At 60.5% G+C, this 19,364-nt stretch carries 16 protein-coding genes; 2 read left to right on the plus strand and 14 right to left on the minus strand.

All coding sequences use genetic code 11. The features are described from left to right. Positions 1-14: 14 nt before the first annotated feature. The 14 genes from ACWHXD_RS11315 to tssB all read right to left on the minus strand — a co-directional run bounded on the left by ACWHXD_RS11315 (position 15) and on the right by tssB (position 16,953). Positions 15-818 carry a DUF6708 domain-containing protein gene (locus ACWHXD_RS11315; RefSeq protein ID WP_499084000.1) on the minus strand — a complete coding sequence of 268 codons (804 nt, stop codon included), beginning with the start codon at positions 816-818 and terminating at the stop codon, positions 15-17. 144 nt (positions 819-962) lie between these two features. Continuing rightward, positions 963-4,289 (minus strand): T6SS effector BTH_I2691 family protein, encoded by a 3,327-nt coding sequence (locus tag ACWHXD_RS11320; RefSeq protein ID WP_138762659.1) that lies wholly within the window; start codon positions 4,287-4,289, stop codon positions 963-965. Next, positions 4,286-5,221 carry a hypothetical protein gene (locus ACWHXD_RS11325; RefSeq protein ID WP_499084003.1) on the minus strand — a complete coding sequence of 312 codons (936 nt, stop codon included), beginning with the start codon at positions 5,219-5,221 and terminating at the stop codon, positions 4,286-4,288. The genes ACWHXD_RS11320 and ACWHXD_RS11325 overlap by 4 nt, the downstream gene beginning before the upstream one ends. Next, positions 5,218-7,248, minus strand: a complete 2,031-nt coding sequence (locus tag ACWHXD_RS11330) for a type VI secretion system Vgr family protein (protein ID WP_138762657.1) — start codon at positions 7,246-7,248, stop codon at positions 5,218-5,220. The genes ACWHXD_RS11325 and ACWHXD_RS11330 overlap by 4 nt, the downstream gene beginning before the upstream one ends. A gap of 26 nt (positions 7,249-7,274) precedes the next feature. Next, a complete protein-coding gene (locus ACWHXD_RS11335) occupies positions 7,275-7,532 on the minus strand; it encodes a PAAR domain-containing protein (protein WP_047710546.1) in 258 nt (85 codons plus the stop codon). Positions 7,533-7,609: 77 nt separating this feature from the next. Next, positions 7,610-8,131 (minus strand): Hcp family type VI secretion system effector, encoded by a 522-nt coding sequence (locus ACWHXD_RS11340; protein WP_032892404.1) that lies wholly within the window; start codon positions 8,129-8,131, stop codon positions 7,610-7,612. Between the two features lie 103 nt (positions 8,132-8,234). Further along, on the minus strand, positions 8,235-9,041 hold the full coding sequence (gene icmH, locus ACWHXD_RS11345) for a type IVB secretion system protein IcmH/DotU (protein ID WP_032892403.1): 807 nt from the start codon (positions 9,039-9,041) through the stop codon (positions 8,235-8,237). Continuing rightward, positions 9,034-10,380, minus strand: coding sequence for a type VI secretion system baseplate subunit TssK (gene tssK, locus ACWHXD_RS11350; RefSeq protein WP_098952019.1), 1,347 nt, complete (start codon positions 10,378-10,380; stop codon positions 9,034-9,036). The genes icmH and tssK overlap by 8 nt, the downstream gene beginning before the upstream one ends. Positions 10,381-10,417: 37 nt before the next feature. Beyond that, on the minus strand, positions 10,418-11,767 hold the full coding sequence (tssJ, locus tag ACWHXD_RS11355) for a type VI secretion system lipoprotein TssJ (protein WP_138762656.1): 1,350 nt from the start codon (positions 11,765-11,767) through the stop codon (positions 10,418-10,420). After that, on the minus strand, positions 11,764-12,786 hold the full coding sequence (gene tssG / locus ACWHXD_RS11360) for a type VI secretion system baseplate subunit TssG (protein WP_047710549.1): 1,023 nt from the start codon (positions 12,784-12,786) through the stop codon (positions 11,764-11,766). Before tssG ends, tssJ begins: the two co-directional genes overlap by 4 nt. Beyond that, entirely contained in the window at positions 12,750-14,516 is a 1,767-nt protein-coding gene (tssF, locus tag ACWHXD_RS11365) for a type VI secretion system baseplate subunit TssF (RefSeq protein ID WP_138762655.1), read from the minus strand. The genes tssG and tssF overlap by 37 nt, the downstream gene beginning before the upstream one ends. 7 nt (positions 14,517-14,523) lie before the next feature. Then, complete coding sequence (gene tssE / locus ACWHXD_RS11370) at positions 14,524-14,940, minus strand: type VI secretion system baseplate subunit TssE (RefSeq protein WP_032892396.1); 417 nt, start codon at positions 14,938-14,940, stop codon at positions 14,524-14,526. Then, a complete protein-coding gene (gene tssC / locus ACWHXD_RS11375; RefSeq protein ID WP_032892394.1) occupies positions 14,941-16,419 on the minus strand; it encodes a type VI secretion system contractile sheath large subunit in 1,479 nt (492 codons plus the stop codon). A gap of 30 nt (positions 16,420-16,449) precedes the next feature. Beyond that, a complete protein-coding gene (gene tssB, locus ACWHXD_RS11380) occupies positions 16,450-16,953 on the minus strand; it encodes a type VI secretion system contractile sheath small subunit (protein WP_499084006.1) in 504 nt (167 codons plus the stop codon). 437 nt (positions 16,954-17,390) lie between these two features. Here tssB and vasI point away from each other — a divergent pair, with 437 nt between their 5' ends. Both vasI and tssA read left to right on the plus strand, forming a co-directional pair. After that, positions 17,391-17,957, plus strand: a complete 567-nt coding sequence (vasI, locus tag ACWHXD_RS11385; protein WP_238344573.1) for a type VI secretion system-associated protein VasI — start codon at positions 17,391-17,393, stop codon at positions 17,955-17,957. Next, positions 17,945-19,363 carry a type VI secretion system protein TssA gene (gene tssA / locus ACWHXD_RS11390; RefSeq protein ID WP_138762653.1) on the plus strand — a complete coding sequence of 473 codons (1,419 nt, stop codon included), beginning with the start codon at positions 17,945-17,947 and terminating at the stop codon, positions 19,361-19,363. The genes vasI and tssA overlap by 13 nt, the downstream gene beginning before the upstream one ends. Position 19,364 lies beyond the last annotated feature (1 nt).

A 19,364-nucleotide genomic window follows, 5' to 3' on the forward strand; every position in this document is an offset into this window, starting at 1 on the left:
TTGATGGCTTGTAGTCAGGGCTCGGTGCGTGACTCCAGGTCTAGTTCGGCTGGCCATCGCACTTTGGGGGCCAAGCGACGCGCGAGATTGAAGCTCACGTCTTCGTTGTTCCAGTCACGAGGTGGGCGGGGAAAAGCGGGCAGGGCTTGCGGGCCTTGTTGCATGAAGAGTTGGGCCATGGCCCAGTACATTTCGCCTTGTTGAATTTCGTGGGCGAAATGAAAACGATCTATTACCTGGTGGGTGCCAGGTTTCACCACGGCAAGGGTGACGGTTTCGATGAGGCCGCCACTGCCCATGGGGCCGTACACACTGCAGGCTTCGGCACGCAGGTTATCCCAGTCATAGACTTCGGCCCGAACGCCCCAGGCGGTGCGGCTGAAGGGCCTTAGGCCGTCGCGGTAAAAGCGGTAGACGTAGACTTTGCGTCGGATGCGGTTGAAGCGGATGGGTTCGTCGCGGGGAGGGTCAACGTCCATTCGCCAGATATAAATGCCTAGCCATATGCCAGTAATAAATACGATGGGGCCTAGCAAACTTAGCACTAAGGGAGGGAGGTGTTGCTCCGTGACAACATAGCTAATCATACCTGCTGGTGTAACCATGGACAGCAGAAACATAAAAAGAGCTATCCAAATACCAATCCCCCGAGTTCGCACTGTGGCGCGTGCCAGTTCAAAATATACATCGTCAACATGATTGGGCGGATTCGATAGTACGGGTGGATACGGTTCGTTGGAGGGCGATTCGTTGGGTCCCGGCAGATCGTGCTTCCAGCCAGGAGCAGGTTTGTCGAGTAAAGGTGTTGTGAATAGCATTGGAGTAGTTCCAGTTGGGGTTGAGAGCTGTTTTTTACCTTCGCTTCAAGCGGGCAGCAGGCAACCAATAAGCAGGCACACTGTTGGTGATCGCTATGGGAAAAGTAGGCAAATGCCCATGCCAAGTTCATCCAAGGCTGTGGTTTACAAGCTATCCATCAAGATGAGCTCGGCGTAGGCATCGTGAATGTCGCGATCGGGCCAGTAGGTTACCGACAAGGTTGCCGCTTCAATGTTGTGCCGGCGGCGGTCGGGCAACAGTACAACTGCGCCTTTAATGTCGTTGACCTGCGAGGTACGGTTATCGGGCAATGAGACGGTGCGAACTTCCTGCGTGGGCAGGGTGCTGTCGGCTCGGTAATCTGGCTTGTTCGGGCGTTTGGGTACAGCCAGCGCTGCTCGGCGCTCGCTGGCTGCGGTTGCCAGGGTGGGGGGATTCAATTCGCCTTCGGCCAGCACTTCGCCGCCGGTGTACTGGTTGGCCGAGCCATCGCCGTGACGATGAACCGTCAGTGACCAGCGATAGGCCGACCGGTTGGCGTCGAAGAACGGCAGAACCAGGCGATATTCGAGGTGCTGTTCATGGACCTGCGCGCCCACGCTGCCCATGGGGCCGCCCCAGCCATGTGAGCCGCTATCGACGATTCGTAAGCGGAAGTTGACGCCCGCCTCTACACCCAAGGTTGCGGCATTCAGTTCGGCGATGGCGATATGGGCATGTTCAGGTTTATTCCAATGAATGGGAGGATCTTCATTGTGTTTACCGAAATAACACCGGCGTGCCCAGCGATCGAGAAGTGTTGACTCTTCCCCCTCCGCCCATTTGTACAAACCATATCCTGCTAACCCGAGAAGTATGGCTATCCCGAGTGGACCTAACAGCGCCGTGCTTCCTGAGGCTGCAGCCACAATGCCTATTACCCCAGCAGCACCTGAAACTCCCGTAGAAATTGCATACAAACCTGCAGCCGAGCTGTCACCCGCTTTGGAGGTACGATTAGCAGCAAACCCCGCTCGCGTAGCATCGTACAGCCCTGCCACAGCACCAATACTCCCTCCAGCCCGTACGAATACGTTGCCCACCCGTGCAGTCGCTCTTGCTGCAGTCATCGCCTGGGCAGACAAGCTGCCCGCCTTCTGCACCTGAACCGCCCCCTTTTCCAGTGCAATACCTACAATTTCCACCCCTCCACCCAACACCCCCAAACTACTGCCATACACCGCCAACCTGGCCTCAACGGCCTTTTCGCCCATGGCTTTCTCCGCTTCCTTGAGACTTTTGTTCAGCGAGTCGCTAAGCAGGTACATCCCGCCCATCGCCATCAAAAACCCGCTACTGCCGACCGCGCCACGCAGCCCGGTAAAGCCAGTGCGAACCCATCCAGCCGCCAGGTACGAGGACACCTTGACCCCCTGCAACACCTTGCGCGCCTGCGGGTCCAGGGTGCCAACCCCGACTGCGATTTCGACTAGCGCAGCGTGGGCACCTTTGCCCAGTTGATCCACGCCGAGGTTGGCCTGGCGCATCAGGCTGTCCTGCAGCTCGGTGACCTGGCCTTCCACCCAGACGCTGAGGGTCACGCTGAGGTTGGCTATTTTGGGGTCCAGCACCGCCAGGCTGAGCAGGCCGCCCTGAATCAACGGGCGCACCTGTCTGCGTACCTTGCGGGCCTCTTCGTCGGTTTTGCCCAACTCGTCCTTGAGGCCTTCCCAGGTGCGGTCGATGGCATCAGCGGCCTTGCGTTGCAGGTTGCGCAGGTGCTCGCATTGTAGGGCGTAGTATTCACCGAGCTTCATCTTCACCTTGAGTTCGGTCAGATGAATACCGTTGTAGAGCAGTTGGCTGGCACTGTTGAGACGCGAAACCGCCCGCCCCACGCCAGGGCCGAGTGACGGTTGCAAGCGGGCGGCAGCGGCATTGAGGGCGCCGAGGAGCTGCGCCATGGCATGCTGTAGACGGGGGTGGACATGCTGCTTGAAGTCGTCGTTGGCGATGAGCTTGGTAAGGGTGGAGTAGAGCTTTTCGCTGTCGTTCCAGTCGCCATCACCTGTTGCATTGAAACTGGGCAACAGATCGGCCAGCAAGCCTTTGTCACGCAAGAGAAGGGCGCGGTAGATCGGGCTCTGTGGGTCGTTCAGCCATTCACTCCACAGGGAGGCGGTATGGCCGTCATCCTGAGTTGCGGGTGCTTCACTGATACCACCTTCAAGGCACAGCGCCATGGTCTGGCTGTAGGCCCGTCCTGATGGGCGGTCATTACCGTCGTAGTCATTTTGCTCGACACACGCAAACAGGCTGGAGCGGCAGGCTGCCGCGTAGGCGTGTGCGCTTTGGTCGATGTAACGCTGATAGTTGGCCCATTCCTGCTCATACAGTTGGTGAAACAGGGCACGGCTCTGTTCATCGTAGCGTTCCTCCAGTTTCTGGTTGTGGGCGAGTGTGCGCTTCTGGACGATTCGCTCGCGTTGCTGCTCAGGGCTGGAAAATACCGGTGGGCCATCGCCGGTCATGGGCTCGACAGACGCCGGTAGGGGAGTCTGGCCTTCTGCCTGTTCGCGATGGACTTCGCGAATGGCCAGCAGTAACTGAGAGGTCTGGTAGCGATAAGCCCGGTCCGGGTCGTTCATCCAGGCCTGGCGCTGCTGCACCCAGCGGTTGCGCGTGTCGTTGAGTTCCTGCACCAGGCCAACGATGTCATCCAGTACAAACGCGAGGACGCCTTGTTGGAGCTTGTGCTGTGGGATGGCGCTGCGCAGGAAGCCCTTCAGCGCGCCCAGGCGATGGGCGCGGCTATGGAAACCGTGCACGCTGTCGAATCTTGGCGCTGCCTCTTGCGGGGGATGCTCATAAAAACGCCAGTCGGGTTCGGTAGGGATGGGCAATGGGCTCGTCGGGTGGTGTTGGTATTCGTAAACCTGCTTGTCCACCTGCAGGTTTTCATCGGTCATGGCCAGGCCAACGCTGGCGGGGTTGTCGCGTGCGCTGGCGAGGTCGAGTGTCTGGAACCGCTCTGAAGCCTGACCGGCCTTGTAGGCGTCCAGCACGCTGGCGGGCCACGGGTCATTGGCAAAGGCCAGCCACGCTTGGGTATGTTTGTCCGTGTCGATGTTGAGGAACGAGGCCGGGCAGTCGTGGTTGGCCGCGACGCACGCATCGGACAGCGGGGTCTCGTTGGCAGGCGGCGGTGCGTAGGGGTTGAATTGACGTAGATAACCGTCCGGGCTGATCTGGTAAGCCTGCCAGGTTTTGCGATCGAGCAAGACATACAGGTAGCCGGCGCGCAAGGTGCGCAAGCCCAGGCGCGTATCGATATGCACGGTATCCGGACGCACTGGCTCATTCGGTGAGCGCGGCACCAGTGCGTGGCGCAATGGCAGGATGGGCAACCCTTTACGTTGGCAGGCTTTGCATTGATCGTTTGAAACGGCGGTTTCGGCTATAACGATGCCCAGTTGTGTGCCCAAGGTCATTGAGGTGCTCCGGCATAGGTCAGGTCCGACACTGCCCTTTGCAAGGCGATGTCGTTGTAGGGGACCAGCAGTTGGCTGAGCGGCGCTTGCCCCTGAACCGCTTGTTCAATCACGGCGCGAAAGCCGGTGTGCTGGTGCAGATGCGGATGCAGCATCAGGCGATGCAAGGCGAGTGTCAGGATGTCGTCCTGGCGGCTAAGCCCAAGCTGACGGGCTTGCTGGATATGGATATAGGCGTGTGCCGCCGCTTGGGGCGGCAGCGCAGTAGGGCCGCTCCAGCGAGCCGGGGCATACGCCAGCGGCAATTGGAGTGCGCGACGCCAACCGCTCAACAAGGCCGCAACCAAGGGGGCGTCCTGCTGTACCGCCGTCGTGTGGCTGCCCGGTACGGTGCGACGTTCGGGCGCGCCCACCAATACGCTGCCGGCACCGCTGCTGGTGGGCAGGAACCAGCGTCGAATTGGCCACCAGGGCCCCTCATTTTTGTCGAAGGTGCCAGCCAACAACTCCAGCCGAACGGGCTCATGGATCGGGAAAAACACTTGGCCTTGCTTCGAGGGCAGTAGCCCGAGCGAAACGATGTGGGCACTTAGCTCCTGGGAGGGGGCGCTGCTACTGAGCCAGCCGCACACGTAACGCTTGTGACGATCCATCTCCTCATGAGCGCGTAAGGCAGATAGCGCCAATAGTTCCTGCGACGGCGAAGTTCCGGGTGTCGCGAGGGCCACCAGCGCCGGGCAGGCCGACGGCGTATGGATCAGATCGGGCCGATGCACAGGCGTGACGGCATCGTCGCCGAGCGTTTGGCGCAATACCTCTATGCGTAATGGATCGTCTGCGGCGCAGTCGGCCAAGGGGTCGAGTAATAAATACAGGGTGGCATCGGGCGCATGCTGTTCGGCCACGAACGCCTGGACGCTCGCCGGCCTCATCGGTTTTTCTCCACACAGGCCTGACCTGTTTCGGGCTGTAGCTGCAGCTTCAGGGCTTGGCCGTTGCCTGGGTTTGTGGCGTTGACCGGGCCACGCAGGGTTATCGCTATGCCATTGAGGTGAATGCCTTGCGCGTCGAGCGTGAGGCTACCTCCCGGGCTTTGGAAGACCACACGCTCACTGGCTTGCAGTTGGTAGACCGTGGTGGTGTGGTGTATGCCTTGGCCGGCAGTTAGACGATGTTGCCCCGAGATCGTTTGCTGGCAGTGGCCGCCCACTTCGCTGTGGTGGTTGGCTGTTGTGGTGTCGTAGCGGTTATTGCCGACCCGCTCACTGCGATCCCGACCGACAGTTGTCTCATGGTCACGTCCCGACGAGAGCGTGTGGTCCCGGCCGATCACGTGGGACTGGTCGTTCCCGATAGTGATCTGCTCGTCATTGCCTACTTCTTCTTTGCGGTTATTACCTACAAACGTTGTGTTGTCATGTTTGACATGAACGTTCTTGTCCTTTTCAGCATGGATAAACACCTCCTCGTGCCCTAGCTCATCCTCAAAACGCAGCTCATTGAAGCCATTGCCTTTATGGGTTTGGCTCTTGATGGTCATCCGCGTCTTGTGTTTGGGCAGCTCATACGGCGGCAGATTGGTCTCGCGGTAGGTGCGGCCCGTGGCGATGGGCTGGTCAGGATCGCCATCCAAATAGCCAATAATCAGTTCCTGACCGATTCGCGGCACGGCCATGGCGCCCCAGGTCGCACCGGCCCAACCCTGCGCTACACGAATCCAGCATGAGCTGTGATCGTTGTTTTTGTCCGAGCGATCCCACGGGAATTGCACCTTGACCCGACCCCATTCATCGCAATAAATCTCCTCTCCTGGCGGGCCGACCACCGTGGCAATCTGCGGGCCGTCGATGCAGGGTTTGGGGCGCAGCGGCGCCTTCCAATCCGAGGTCCAGCGGATGGCGCTGGCTTTCAACGAATAAGAGGTACCGAGGCCGCTACCAAAGGATTCTTCCTGCAAGCTGGTGTGTTGCTTGCCTTCGTGCTTGATGGCGATGGTGCGCCAGCGGTCGTTGAAGTCCTCACGGGGATGATCGTTGAGGTCGAAGGCCAACCCCGGTTGCAGGCGTTCATCGTCGCCTTCCACATGCGCCAGCTTGGCGTCGTTGCGTAGCGCCGTTAGGCGTGTCTTGGTGAAGGGCTTGCCAGCGATGTCGCGTTTGTAGCGGCCTGGGTAGTCGTAGCGTTCGTAGTCCTTGTGCTGGTTTTTCAAGTCCTGGTCGCCGGTGGCGGTGTGCTGTTGGTCGTAGCGCGGGTGGGTGAAGGTGTAGTCGCGCTGCACCTGGCGTGCGGTACGCACTTGTTCGGTGTAGTGGAAGCGGTTTAACGCGGGCTCCTTGGAGTCGCCACCTCCCATGGGCTGGTAGATCACCGGGCAGTCGGTGTGGGTGCCGATGGTGCCGAGGCCGCCGACGCGGTCGGTGAGCACGAGGGTGTGGCCGTCGGCGCGGTGTTCGAAGGTGTAGAGCAGGCCTTCTTCGGCGGCGAGGCGGGCGATGAAGTCGAGGTCGGTTTCACCGGCCTGTACGCAGTATTCGCGAGGTTGGTGATCGAAGCAGATTTCGCTGCGGATGTCGGTCAGTTTTTGCTCGGCCAGCATGCTGGTGATGATGTCGGGCACGGTCTGGGCCTGAAAGATGCGCCAGTTGGAGCGCAGGTCGAAACGCTTCAGGGTCGGTTCGACCACGGCGGTGTAGCGGGTGCGCCGAAAACCGGTATCGCCCTGTTGGAATAGGCTGACCAGGCCGTGGACGTAGCGTACCGGGGTGTCGTCGCGCCAAATGGTGAACACCGCGGCCAGGTCGAGCATGCGGTAGAAGTCGATGGCCGGATGATGGCTGACCAGTTCCAGTTCGAGTTTGAAGGGCTGGGACAAGCCTTCTTCAAGGGTGAACGAGACCACTTCGAAGGGATCGCCCCGCAGCGGTTCGAAGGTGTAACGCAGGTCGCTTTGACGGGGCATGTGGCCTCCATTTCAGTATGTAAGTGTCAGTCGATCAACCAGCTGCTATCACCGTTTTCCAGTTTTCCATCGTGGTCGGTGGTGTCGCCAACCCGGGCCACGGCTTTTCCTTCGACGGTCATAGAGCGTGAGCCGCTGGTGATCACGGCGCCGCATCCGAGGGTGTCGCCGACACGGGCGACAGCTTTGCCATTGACGGTCATGTTGCGGGCACCGCTGTCGACGGTGGTGGGGCCGCACAAAGGGCAATCATGGTCGTGTCCGACCAGTACGACGGCAGGCATAGAGCCTCCTTAATAGGATTCAAGTCAGTGAAGGGTCCGCCGCTGCACGAGCCGCAGCGACGGAGCCGGGTACGCGCTTAACCCGCTGCTGCCGGCTTGCGCCAGTCGTCCGAAGCTTCAGTGCCGGCGACTACATGAATCCAGCTGATCTTGCGGTAGGCCAGGCTGGTCCTGATCAGTTGGGTGTAGTTGGCGTTGCTGCTGTCTTGTGCATGGGGCAGTACGGTTTCGATCTCGACGACGGTGGCGTCTTCGAGTTTGGTGGTGAAGAAGTGCTGCTGTTTGCCCTCCCCGCAAGTGCGGAACCACTTGACCTCGACGGTTGGCAACGTCTCGCCGGTGGCCAGGGCTTGATAGAGCATTGGAGAGGCTTTGTTCAGTGCACTGGTGAAAATCAGCGGTTTATGCACGCGCTGGCCAGCGGGTTGGCCGCTTTGCGGGTCGGTAGGTGTGCATATTGTGTGGTCGATGGCCTGGGCGAGAATTTCGTCCTCATGGCCTTCTACATAAACGTTGCCCACCGAGTCTGCGGTGAAAGCACCTTTGGAGATATGCCCCTGGTTTTTGCCGTGGATGCTGATATACGCGGGTGTTGGCATGACAAGCTCCTTGTCGCGATGATTGAGCGACCTTGAGGTCGCGGTTTATGGCCGAAACGGCCATGGCTTTGCAGGCGCTCGACATGAGCGCGCTGAAAATCGGTTACAGGTGCAGCACCCGCTCAAGCGACACCAACACCTGCTGGGTGATGGTGTTCAGGCGGATCGAGTAGATCGTGTAGGCGACCGTCAGCACGACGGCGGCCATGGCCCATGGTGTCCACAATGGCCAGGCGCGTTTTATTCGGTAGTTGCGCGGTGCGACGTTGGTGAGCGGGTCGGTGAGGCGCTTGGGTGTTTCACCGCGAAGAGGGCGTAGTAATCCGTGCAATTGGTCGATGATTTTCTGTATTTCGTCATCGCCCTTGGCGTGGGCGCCGTATTTGCCTTTGAGGCCGGAGATCAGGCACTGGTACATGAACTCCAGAACATGCTGGTACCTGGCGGCTTCGGGGATCATGTTGTTCATGATGGTGAAGAATTTTTCGCCGCCTCGGGTCTCGCCGTGGAACTGGCTGAGCAACGAGCGTGCGCTCCAGGTGGAGAGCCTGCCCCAGGTGGTGCGCATGACCACCTCGTCCACCAACAGGCACAGGCTGTAGGAGTAGGCCTTGAGCATGCCGGCGTCGTAGTCGAGCTGGCGGACTTCTTCCATGATCGCAGTGATCTGGTTACTGACGCTTTGGTACAACGCAGGCACGTCATGGTGGTGGTCCAGACGGCGCAGGCGGATGACCAGGCCGATCAGCGGCGTGGCGGCATCGCACAGCGGGTTCCAGGCCACGCCGCGGATGTCGAACTCTGGATCCGCCAAGTACGTGCTGTTGCTGACAGTGATCGATTCGCCGCTAACGTCGATGGCGCCGGAGACCTCCTCATGACGCCATGAACCTAATGTTTCCTTATTCATCTCTCTCACTCCTGATCGCCCAGAACTGCAATTCCAGCTCCGGGAATTCACCGGCAATATGGAAACCGAACCCGCTGCCACTGCTCAGGCTTTGCCAGGCGGGGTGATGGCGGTCGAGTTCGAAGTAGCTGAAGCCGGCATGAAACGGCAGGTGCCGCGGTGCCACCGGCAGCGGCCGCAGTGGAATGCCCGGCAGTTGCAGGCTGACCAGTTGCTCCAGGCCTTCGGTGGAGCTGATCTTGATCTGCCGGGGCAGTTGCTGACGCAGGGTCTCCGCCGGCAGCCCGGCGCGCACGGCGAGGATGAACTCGGCGTTGTCCAACAGGCGCTTGTCGTTCAATGCGGCGCTACGCACGCCGTACTCCTGATCGACGATGGGCAACGACACTGCGCGCGGTTGCAGCACGGTGCCCAAGGCGCGACGCAGGGTGTGCTCCAGGATCTGGAAGGATTCGCGCAGGTTGTCGTGCTGGTAGGCCGGGTATTCCTGGGGCAGGTGGCCTTCATCGGTGAAGGTCACCAGTTCGCCGCAGGCTTGCGCCAATGCGATGTACAGCCGCTCCGGGTGAACCTGGCGTTGCCGGGCCAGGTGCTGGAACAGCGGGAACAAGCGGTTGAGGGTTTGCAGCAGGTTGAAGTCGGTGACATCGGCCACCCCCGACTGCCCCGGTGAGCCGATACGCTGGGCCAGGTTCTTGGCGCGCTCGCGCATCAGCCCGGCCACTTCGCCGAGGTAGCGATGCAGCGCCGGCACGGCTTGCAGGGATAGGCTGGTGGGATAGAAGTGCTCATCCATCACCAGGCTGCCGTCGGGGCGCTTGTCTTTGATCCTGCCCAGGGCGATACCGGTGAAGGCGCTGCGGTCGCTGCGTTCAAGCATCAGTTGCAGGTTGGGCACGGCCAGGTCCATGCCGACCTGATCGCCGTCATCGCTGTGGGTATCGCGGATTTCCTCGCGGCGGGCAATGTAGCGGCTGTTGCCGTACTGGTCGGGCCAGCGCACTTCGAGGGCGCCGTTGGACCGCAGTGGCAGCGTCAGGTAAACGATCTGGTTGACCGCGCTGCTGTCGGCGATTTCCAGCGGGGAGGGCGGCGCCAGGTCGTGGGGAATATCGAAGACACTGCCGTCGGGCATGATCCCGCGTGCCTGGGTAATGGCGACTTTACCGAAGCTCAGGTACTCGGTGTTCAGCGTCAGTTCGCTGAAGCCGTAGAGGGCGTCGTTGAGGCTGTGCAGGCGCTGATGCACGGCGGCTTCGGCGGCGCGGGCCTGTTGCTGGAAGTGTTGGGGCTTGACGAACAAACCTTCATGCCAGATGACGGGGTTGCGTGAACTCATCAGTAATTACTCGGGGCAAAAGCGGCTGAAAAGGGCGTCATCGGGTTTCTCCCTTGAGGCTGACCTGGGTGGCATCCAACTGCACCAGCACCGCGTACTGGCGGCCTTTGGGCTCGACGCGCAGGCGCTGTTTCCACTGGCCGACGTCGCTGCTGTGGTAGTTGGCGATCACCGCGATAAAACGCGTGTCTTCATCCAGGGCACGCAGGTCGATGAACTTGAATTGGCCGGGCTGAAGCAGGTAGTCGTCGGCCCGGATGTAGGTGCTGCCCAAGGTCTTTTTCAGGTCCTCGGCCAGGGCTTCGGGGCTGGCGTTGACCAGCAGCGAGTCATCGGTGAGTTGCAGCACCTTGAAGGCGATCGGCGTGGCGACATGCTCCAGCGCCGGGCTGCCCCATGGGGTGGTCAGGCTCACGCCCTGGGCGTCGTAAGCGCCGAGCAGCGCGTCCTCGATGGGCGACATTTGCTCCGCAGGCGTGGGCTCCAGGGTCAGCAACGATTGCGCTGGCACGGCTTCGTAAAGATGGTTGAGCAGGGTTTGCACTTTGTCCGTCAGCGCCTGCGGGCTGGCGGCCTGGACGTTGAGGGTGTAAGGCGAGCGGTTTTCGTCCTCAACCGGTGCGGTGCCGGTGCTGATCAGGCGCGGGTTGACGTTATCGCTGGCGTGCAGGCTCAGGGAGTAGCGGCTGGGCTGGTCGTCGGGGCCGCCGACCGGGATAGAAGGGGTCCAGATCACCTGGCCGATCTTGCCGAGCATGGTGCAGCCGCCGAGGGCCAGGCAGGCCAACAACAAGGTGCATAGGCGCAGGTTGCTGAACAGGCTGAAGCTGCGCTTGTGTGCGGGCGCGCCACTATCCGCCAGCGGTTTGGGCGGCGGCGCTTTATGCATCGCTCGCAGCGGATCGCCTTGCTCGCTTAAATCCACGGGTTGGCAAAGGCGTTCGAATTCCGGGCAAACCACAGGTGCAACTTCGGCCAGCGGAGGGTTCGTTACCTCCTCCAGGTGCCACTCCAGCAGGCCATCCGGGCGACCACTGAACAGCGCTTCGAGCGAGCGTTGCCCTGGCGCATGCTCGCCAAACTGCACGGCCACTCGATAGGCGCCCACTTGCAAGAAGTCGCCATCGTTGAGTGCTACCGCACTGTCGCAACCCACCGGCAGATCATGACCATTGATGTAGGTGCAGCCACTGCGGTCGATCACACAAAAGCGCCCCTCGACAACGCGGATATCGCAGTGGTTAGGCCGCACACTGTTCTGACGATCCACCAGATGCCAATCCGCTGCGGCACTGCCAATGCTGCCGCCCTGCGGACCAAAGCGGTGGCTGGGTAGATAGCCGTGCAGCAACTGCGCGGGGTTACTGATAACCAGGGTCAGCTTCATGCGCGCCCCCGAATCCGCACTACGGCGGGATGGCGTTGTTGCTGGTGCTCGATAAAACTGGTCCAACCCAGGTGAGTGCCGCTGGCGCGTTGCAGGTTGAACGGCGGTACATCTTCTTCGCGTAGCCCCAGTTCCAGGTCGTAGGCGGTGGCATCGCGCAGCAGAAAATCCATCAACTGGCGCAAGCGCCCGAACTGATCGCCGCTGGGCAGAAACTGACGAAAGCGCGCCTGGGTCAGGTTGGGAATCACCAGGGTGAACTTGCTGGCGCGGGTCTTGCTGCGGTCACCCACCACAAAGTTGCTGCCCAGGGTGCCGTTGGCTTTGCCCAGCGCCAGGCGCTGGCGTTGCGCAAAACTGACCGAGCGGGCCTCGAACTCACGGATATGAACGCCGTGCAGGTCGAAACAGTGCTCGACGATGCCGGACACCACCGACGGCGAGCGGCTGCGGTTGGCGATCAAGCCAGCAAAGCTCAGCAATCGGCCCCAGGGCAGCGGGGTGGCGCCGCGCAGGTCGTTGTCATTCAGGCCGACCATCGAGAAGACGTACCGCGAAAAGCGATCGGTGGCCTCGGCCTGGAAGCGAACGTAGTAGCGGTACTTGCGCCAGCTGGTGTGCAGCAGCGTCAGCAAACGATGATTGAAAAAGTCCATGAACGCCGGACGAATGCCACGCTCCTGGGCCTGCTCGTAGGCCAGGCGATCAAGGTAGTAACCGGGCAGTGGCGAATCCGTACCGTGCAGGCCAAAGAAGCTGGTCTGCAAGCGATAGCGCACCTCTTCACGATCGTCCTCAATGCGTGCGGCCTCCACCACGTCGGAGGCCGGAAACCCCAGCCCCGCATGGCTTTGCAGGCGTACGCGACGGCGCACCGCATCACTCAGGGGCCGTGCTTCGAGGTCATCGCCATGCAAGGCGTGCAAGTGCTCCAGCAGACGGTGAAACGAATAGTTTCGCGCGTCGGCCAGCAGCAGGTCAGCTAGATCACGGGTTGTCTGCCGGTCAACAGTGGCCATTCGTAGCGCTCGTTGTTAGTGGTATTGATCACTTCCAGGCGATGGAAGGAGTTGATGCTTGCGTACAGGGCGAAGAAGTGCGAAAGCACACTGGCGAACAGGTACAGCTCGCCCTCGCAGAGAAAAGCGTCCTGGTCCAGTTTTAAGCGCGTCTGCACGCCGCGTACCGGCAGGCCTTTCATCAGCCAGTCGATGGGCGTGGTCACCGCATCCTGGATGCCGTTGAGGCGTTTGCGGGTGGCGCGGGCCTGTTGCAGATCGTGCAGGGCGGCAAAGTCATAGGCACGGATCACCGCCTTGAGCGGCTCGGGCGACAGCAATGACAGGTAGTTGAGCGACAGGTTGGAAATCAGCGTCCAGTGCAGGCTGCTGTCCAACACCGGCCGGTAGCTGCGCGTCGGCGCAATCAGATTGGTATAGGTGGCAAACGAGGGTGTGGCCTCGGTAGACCGCGACACATCCCCGATACCCAGCCTCTGCGGCAGGTCGCGGTTGGTACAGGTCAATTCGATCGAAGCTGCTTCGTTTTCGCCGATATACAGGCTTTCATCGCCGCGCACAAAGGCGATGCGATGACGCAAGCCTTCACGTCCGTGGGACTCCTCGATATGCGTGCGGAAATACAGTGCCGTGCGGCCCCGGGCATGTTCGATCTCATGCTGGAACGATTCGAACGGGGTGAAGCGCCGCAATGGGTCGCCTTTACGCTCCTTGTCGGCGGCGTCCCAACCGGCCACGTGGTCGACACTGAAAATTTCATACGCATCCTGGCGGTTGCCCGTGGGGCTGATACGGCGTTCCTGGCTGCGCCCATCCAGCATGATGGGCTCGGCATCGTGGCGGAATAGATTGACTGCCGGCGCGCAGAACAGATGCAGGTCGCTGGTGCGCAGGTGTGTATTGACCGGCATCGGCCGCGAGAACTGAAATTCGAAGCGTATCTGCCCGGTGGTGACGGCCGGCCAGACCTTGGCAAGCCGGGTCAGGCTGAAAAAGTGGAAGCGCTGCGGGAACACAAAATATTCCTGCAGGATGCGGTAGCCATCGAACACATTGCGCGGGTAGGGCAGCAGTGCCTCGTCGGGGGTGAAACCGGGAAAACCCAGATCGTCGGGGTTGAGGCGATAAGGCGTGTTGTTGACGTACAGCGTGATGCTTTTGAGGTAATGGGCCAGCCATAGGTACAGGTTCAGCGCGGTGGCGTTGTCGCCGCCCAAGTGAAAGTCCAGCTGGTCGCATTCAAGACTGTCGAGCGGCTGCTGGGTCAACACATTAAGGTCGACGCGCAGTGTCGAGGCTTCGCGGCTGTGGGCATCGCTGACCGCATGCAACGCCAAGGGGTACAGGTTGACGTCGGTGCAGGTGCGAAACTCGCAGGAAATGCCGTCCACAGGGTTGGCAAACAGCCGCGTCCCTTTGGGAATCACTTTGCGCTGACTGATCGCATTTGGCAGCGGTGTAAAACGGATGATGGTCGCACTGGGCAGGGGCCGCAGGTAATTGGGCCAGAGCATTTGCAACAGCGGGTGGGTCAGCTCCGACAGGTCGTCATCAATCTTCATGCCCAGCTTGGCGGTGAGGAAGGCAAAGCCCTCCAGCAGCCGCTCCACGTCTGGGTCGCCGGCCTGATCGCCAAGAAACTGCGCCAGTTGCGGGTTGTCCTCGGCGAACTCGCGGCCGAGTTCGCGCAGGTAGCGCAACTCCTCGGCAAAGCGTTGTTTCAAGTCCATCGCATCCTCATCTCACCCGGGTGTAGCCGTCGCGGCCGTGCATGGCCACTTCGATCTGCACCTGTTCTTCCTTGTGGTTGACCTGCACCTGGCAATCCAGGCGAAAGTTCAGCTCCAGCGGCAGGTCCGGATCGGGCTGATAGCGCACGCCCGTGACCTTGATGCGCGGTTCAAACGCTTCCACCGAACGCCGGATATCGGCGCTGATGGCCAGTACCAGGTCACTGCTGGCCTGGGTGACGCCGTTGAAGTCGCGCAGGCCCAGTTCAGGGCTGCTTTGTGAGCAGCCCTGGCGTGAGTTGAGCACCTGCTCCAAGTGACGCTTGATCGCCTCGATACGCTGGTGCGCCTGCTCATCCGCGCAGCCTTGGCGGTAGCGCGGTGCATCGGGTTCCAGGCGTTCGAACAGGCTGGCGCCGCGCATTTATTGGGTGTCCAGCCGACCGACCAGGGAGATCTCGAAGTTGGCGCCCATGTACTTGAAGTGCGGCCGTATCGCCAACGACACCTGGTACCAGCCCGGGTTGCCCTCGACGTCCTGCACTTCGATTTTTGCGGCGCGCAAGGGACGACGGCTGCGTACATCGGTCGACGGGTTTTCCTGATCGGCGATGTACTGCTTGAGCCAGGTGTTCAGCTCGCTTTCCAGGTCCTGGCGTTCCTTCCAGCTACCGATCTGCTCGCGTTGCAGCACCTTGATGTAGTGGGCCAGGCGATTGACGATAAACAGGTACGGCAACTGGGTGCCGAGCTTGTAGTTGGTCTGGGCTTCCTGGCCTTCGCGGGTCTTGGGGAAATTCTTGGGTTTCTGCACCGAGTTGGCCGAGAAGAACGCCGCGTTGTCGCTGTCTTTGCGCATGGTCAGCGGGATAAAACCGGCTTCGGCCAGCTCGAATTCCTTGCGGTCGGAAATCAACACTTCAGTAGGGATCTTGGCCTGCAGTTGGCCGAAGGACTCGTACAGGTGCACCGGCAGGTCATCCACCGCACCACCGGACTGTGGGCCGATGATGTTCGGGCACCAGCGGTAGCGGGCAAAGCTGTCAGTGATGCGCGAGGCCATCAGGAACGCGGTGTTGCCCCACAGGTAGTTGTCGTGGTTGCCGTCGACGGTTTCGTTGTAGCCGAAGCTGCGGGCCGAATTGTCTTCAGTGCTGTAGGGCGTGCGCAGCAAGAAACGTGGCAAGGTCAGGGCCAAATGGCGAGCGTCTTCGGACTCGCGCAAGCCGCGCCATTTGGTGTGGCGGGGGCCGTCGAAAATATCGTTGATCTCTTTGAGGTCGGGCAGGCCCTGGAAGCCTTCGAGGTTGAACAGTTCCGGCCCGGCCGCCGACACAAACGGCGCATGGGACATGGCACCGATGGAGGCTACATAGCTGAGCAACTTGATGTCCGGCGAGCTGGGACCAAAGGTGTAGTTGCCGACAATGGCCCCCACCGGCTCACCGCCGAACTGGCCGTAGCCGGCGGTGTAGACGTGCTTGTACAAGCCGCTGCGAGTGATATCACCGGCGTTGTCGAAGTCGTCCAGCAACTCCTCCTTGGTGACGTGCAGCATTTCCAGCTTGATGTTTTCGCGAAAGTCCGTGCGGTCCACCAGCAGTTTCAGGCCACGCCAAGCCGATTCCAGTTGCTGGAGCTGCGGCTGATGCAGGATCACGTCCATTTGCTTGCTCAACGCGCGGTCGATCTCGGCAATCATCTGGTCAACCCGGTGCTTGTTGACCGGCTGCTCGTGATCACCGCTTTGCAGGATCTCGCTGATGAACGCAGCCACGCCTTGGCGGGCCACGGCATAGCCTTCCTGGGACGGGCGGATGGTGGTATTGGCCAGCAATTGATCGAGCAACGACGACTGTTCATCGGCGACCAGTACTTGGGCGGCACTACTTTCCCTAGGCATAAGGGCTACTCCATATGGACGTAAAAGAACTCAGTTGTTTGGCGCGTCAAGCACCAGGTTCAGTTCGCTGGCCAGGCGTTGGCGGGCGGCTTCATCGGTCAGCAGGTTTTGCAGGTGCTTGCGAAAGGCGGGTACGTTGCCCATTGGTCCCTTGAGCGCAACCAAGGCTTCGCGTAGTTCCAGCAACTTGTTCAGCTCGGGTACTTGGCGAGCAATGGCGTCAGGGCCGAAGTCATTGATGGTTTTGAATTGAAGTTGCACATTCAGGTCGGTGTCGTGATCGTTGTTCAGTACCGACGGGACCGCCATGTCCAAGGCAACTTCTGCTTTGGTAAGAACTTCATTGAAGGTGTCTTTATCTATCCGAATGGATGGTCTATCTTCAAGAGCACTTAGTTCGCCGTGGCCTTTGAAGTCGCCCGTGACCAGTAACTTCAGCGGTAGCTCGACTTCGGCTTGTTGGTCGCCTGTGGCCGGCACGTACTTGATATTGATGCGTTTTTTAGGCGCGACAGAACTTTGGGATTTCGACATGGGAAAAATCCTTTTTTGAAGGTGGCGCTATTAAAAGCCCATGTTTCAGAAAAAGTCATGTCGGACGAAGTCGATTCGTTTCGTGGTACTTGGATGTAAGAAAAATTACTGTTTAATGTTTATGTTGAGTCTGGGAAAATTCATACAGTGTCAGGTTTTTTTATCTGAGGGGTGTATCTGGTATTTGAGGGTGTTGCAAAAAAAATGATGCCTCGGACTTGCCAGTTCGTTATTTATATAAGTTCATGAAAAGTTGCTGTGTTCGAAGATGAGTGATCGCCTTGGTTCAATAGCAAAAGTTGAATTTATTGATAATGTAGGGGGAGGCGTTGATGCGCAAAGGATCGCAACGTTGGTGTTGGGTAGGGGGCCTGGTAGCAATGCTGATTGCCCCGCACATACACGCAATGCCGATGGCACAGGATTGCCCGGCGATCGTGTCCCCGCTCAAACGCCTGGAATGCTTTGACTTAGCTGCCGGCACGCCCATCCATCATCCGCCTGCGCCGCCGCCTGCGCTGAGCCGGGTGCTGCCGATTGTCGACCTGGTACAGCGCAATGAGGCCAAGCGCCAGCCTGAGGATCAGCGCTTTCTGTTGTCGTCATTCCCGGCGCTGGACAACGACCAGCCACCACGGTTGGTGATCTCGGCCCCGGCCTTGGGAGCATTGCCGCCCCGGCCCTATTTGGCCATCAGCTGCGAGTCGAAAATTTCGCGCCTGCAATTGGTGCTGGATGAACCGGCCAAGCCCAACAAAATACGCATTCAACTGTTCAAGGATGAGCGCCCCGTATCCGTAGCTTATCAATGGCAGGTGCTGGACGACGCCGGCCTGGTGGTCGATGCCGGGCGCGGGCTGCAGGCGATTTCCCTGTTGCGCAATATGGGCGGTGGCCAGCGCCTGCGGCTGGAGAGCGACTATCCAAGGCTGCACGGCCTGATATTCGACGCCGAGGGGCTGGGCGAACTGATCGAACAGGAGCGCCAGGCATGTCGTTGGTGATCGACGTTCCGGTCGACATCGTCGAGCGGCTGCTGGCCCCCATCGACCCCGCGCAACCTGCCGGGCATTTCGATGTAGAGGACGAAACCTATCAGGCCATCGACCAGGAGATGGTCAAGCTGGGCGGCTTGCGCGAGAGCGATATCGACTGGCCCTACATCGATGAAGCCTCCCGCGACTACCTGACGACCCAGTGCAAGCACTGGCGCATCGTCGGCCATCTGCAAGTGGTCTGGTTGCGTACCCGCCAGTGGGTGCGCTGGGCCGATGCCCTCGGTCTGATCGCGGGTATGGTCGAACAGTATTGGGACAGCGCTTACCCCAAGCCCGGCCCCACCGGTTACCTGAACAAGCGCAAGCAGGTGCAGCGCCTGCTGGAGGACCTGGGCCAGGTGCTGCCGGCCCTGGAGCGCAGCAGTTTTGAGCCGGCTTACCAAGCAGCGGCGCAACGGGCGCTGGCTACCCTGCAACAGTGCGTCGACAGCGCCAAGCTCGACCCCGCAGCGCTGGACACCCTGCAACGGCAGTTGGACAAATACAGCGAGCCGGCCGTGGTGAACGCGCCTGCCCGTATGCCCACCGCCAGCGGCGCTCTGGACGCAGCCTTTTTCAGCCCGCCTAAACCGCAAGCGCCCAGTAACGAACGTGAACAACGCCGTGCGGTGTTGAACATGGCCGAGCAGATCAACCAGCAAGACCCGTACGACCCCACCGGCTACCAATTGCGCCGCTTCGGCCTGTGGTCGCATCTTCGCACCGCGCCCTTAGTCGTCCGTGACCGGCGCACCGAACTGACCGCCGTGCCCAAAGACATCGTCGACGGCTACCAGGATGCGCTTAACCACAACGCCATTGAGCCGAACCTGTTACTGCGCATCGAAAAAAGCGTCTGCGCCTCGCCGTACTGGCTGCGCGGCAGTTACCTGGCCGCCCAAGTCGCCTCGCGCCTGGCGATGGAAGAGGTGGCCGGCGCCATCCGCCAGACCTGCGAGCGGTTTGTCTGCCGTCTTCCGGCCTTGCTGGAGTTGTGTTTCAGCGACGGCACGCCGTTCGTGGATGCGCAAACCCAGGCCTGGATTACCGGCGCCGATCAGGCGCAAGCCACCGGCAGCCCGGTGCAGGAATACGCCGGCTTGCGTGACGAACTGGCCACTCAACTCAACACCGAAGGCGTGGAAGTGGTGCTGCTGCGCCTGCAGGAACTGCACGCCACCCAAGACGCTCCGCGCCATCGCAGCTACGCCACCGTGATTGCCGCCGACCTGCTGGCATCGCGTGGGTTGTCGTGGCTGGCGGACGATTTGTACGCCAGCGTTGCGCGCTTGATGCGCGATACCACGGCGCAGGGTTGGGAGCCGGAGCTGTATCAGAAGGTGGCGGCCATCATCAGTCAAAGTAAGGACTAGC

Source organism: Pseudomonas fjordensis (assembly GCF_976987115.1).

Bases quoted from the DNA above. Each gene is read 5' to 3' on its own strand.
- ACWHXD_RS11315 (WP_499084000.1), bottom strand. From the start codon at position 818: ATGCTATTCACAACACCTTTACTCGACAAACCTGCTCCTGGCTGGAAG.
- tssB (WP_499084006.1), bottom strand. From the start codon at position 16,953: ATGTCGAAATCCCAAAGTTCTGTCGCGCCTAAAAAACGCATCAATATC.
- tssE (WP_032892396.1), bottom strand. From the start codon at position 14,940: ATGCGCGGCGCCAGCCTGTTCGAACGCCTGGAACCCGATGCACCGCGC.
- ACWHXD_RS11320 (WP_138762659.1), bottom strand. From the start codon at position 4,289: ATGACCTTGGGCACACAACTGGGCATCGTTATAGCCGAAACCGCCGTT.
- tssK (WP_098952019.1), bottom strand. From the start codon at position 10,380: ATGAGTTCACGCAACCCCGTCATCTGGCATGAAGGTTTGTTCGTCAAG.
- tssG (WP_047710549.1), bottom strand. From the start codon at position 12,786: ATGGCCACTGTTGACCGGCAGACAACCCGTGATCTAGCTGACCTGCTG.
- tssF (WP_138762655.1), bottom strand. From the start codon at position 14,516: ATGGACTTGAAACAACGCTTTGCCGAGGAGTTGCGCTACCTGCGCGAA.
- tssC (WP_032892394.1), bottom strand. From the start codon at position 16,419: ATGCCTAGGGAAAGTAGTGCCGCCCAAGTACTGGTCGCCGATGAACAG.
- icmH (WP_032892403.1), bottom strand. From the start codon at position 9,041: ATGAATAAGGAAACATTAGGTTCATGGCGTCATGAGGAGGTCTCCGGC.
- ACWHXD_RS11330 (WP_138762657.1), bottom strand. From the start codon at position 7,248: ATGCCCCGTCAAAGCGACCTGCGTTACACCTTCGAACCGCTGCGGGGC.
- ACWHXD_RS11325 (WP_499084003.1), bottom strand. From the start codon at position 5,221: ATGAGGCCGGCGAGCGTCCAGGCGTTCGTGGCCGAACAGCATGCGCCC.
- ACWHXD_RS11335 (WP_047710546.1), bottom strand. From the start codon at position 7,532: ATGCCTGCCGTCGTACTGGTCGGACACGACCATGATTGCCCTTTGTGC.
- tssJ (WP_138762656.1), bottom strand. From the start codon at position 11,767: ATGAAGCTGACCCTGGTTATCAGTAACCCCGCGCAGTTGCTGCACGGC.
- ACWHXD_RS11340 (WP_032892404.1), bottom strand. From the start codon at position 8,131: ATGCCAACACCCGCGTATATCAGCATCCACGGCAAAAACCAGGGGCAT.
- tssA (WP_138762653.1), top strand. From the start codon at position 17,945: ATGTCGTTGGTGATCGACGTTCCGGTCGACATCGTCGAGCGGCTGCTG.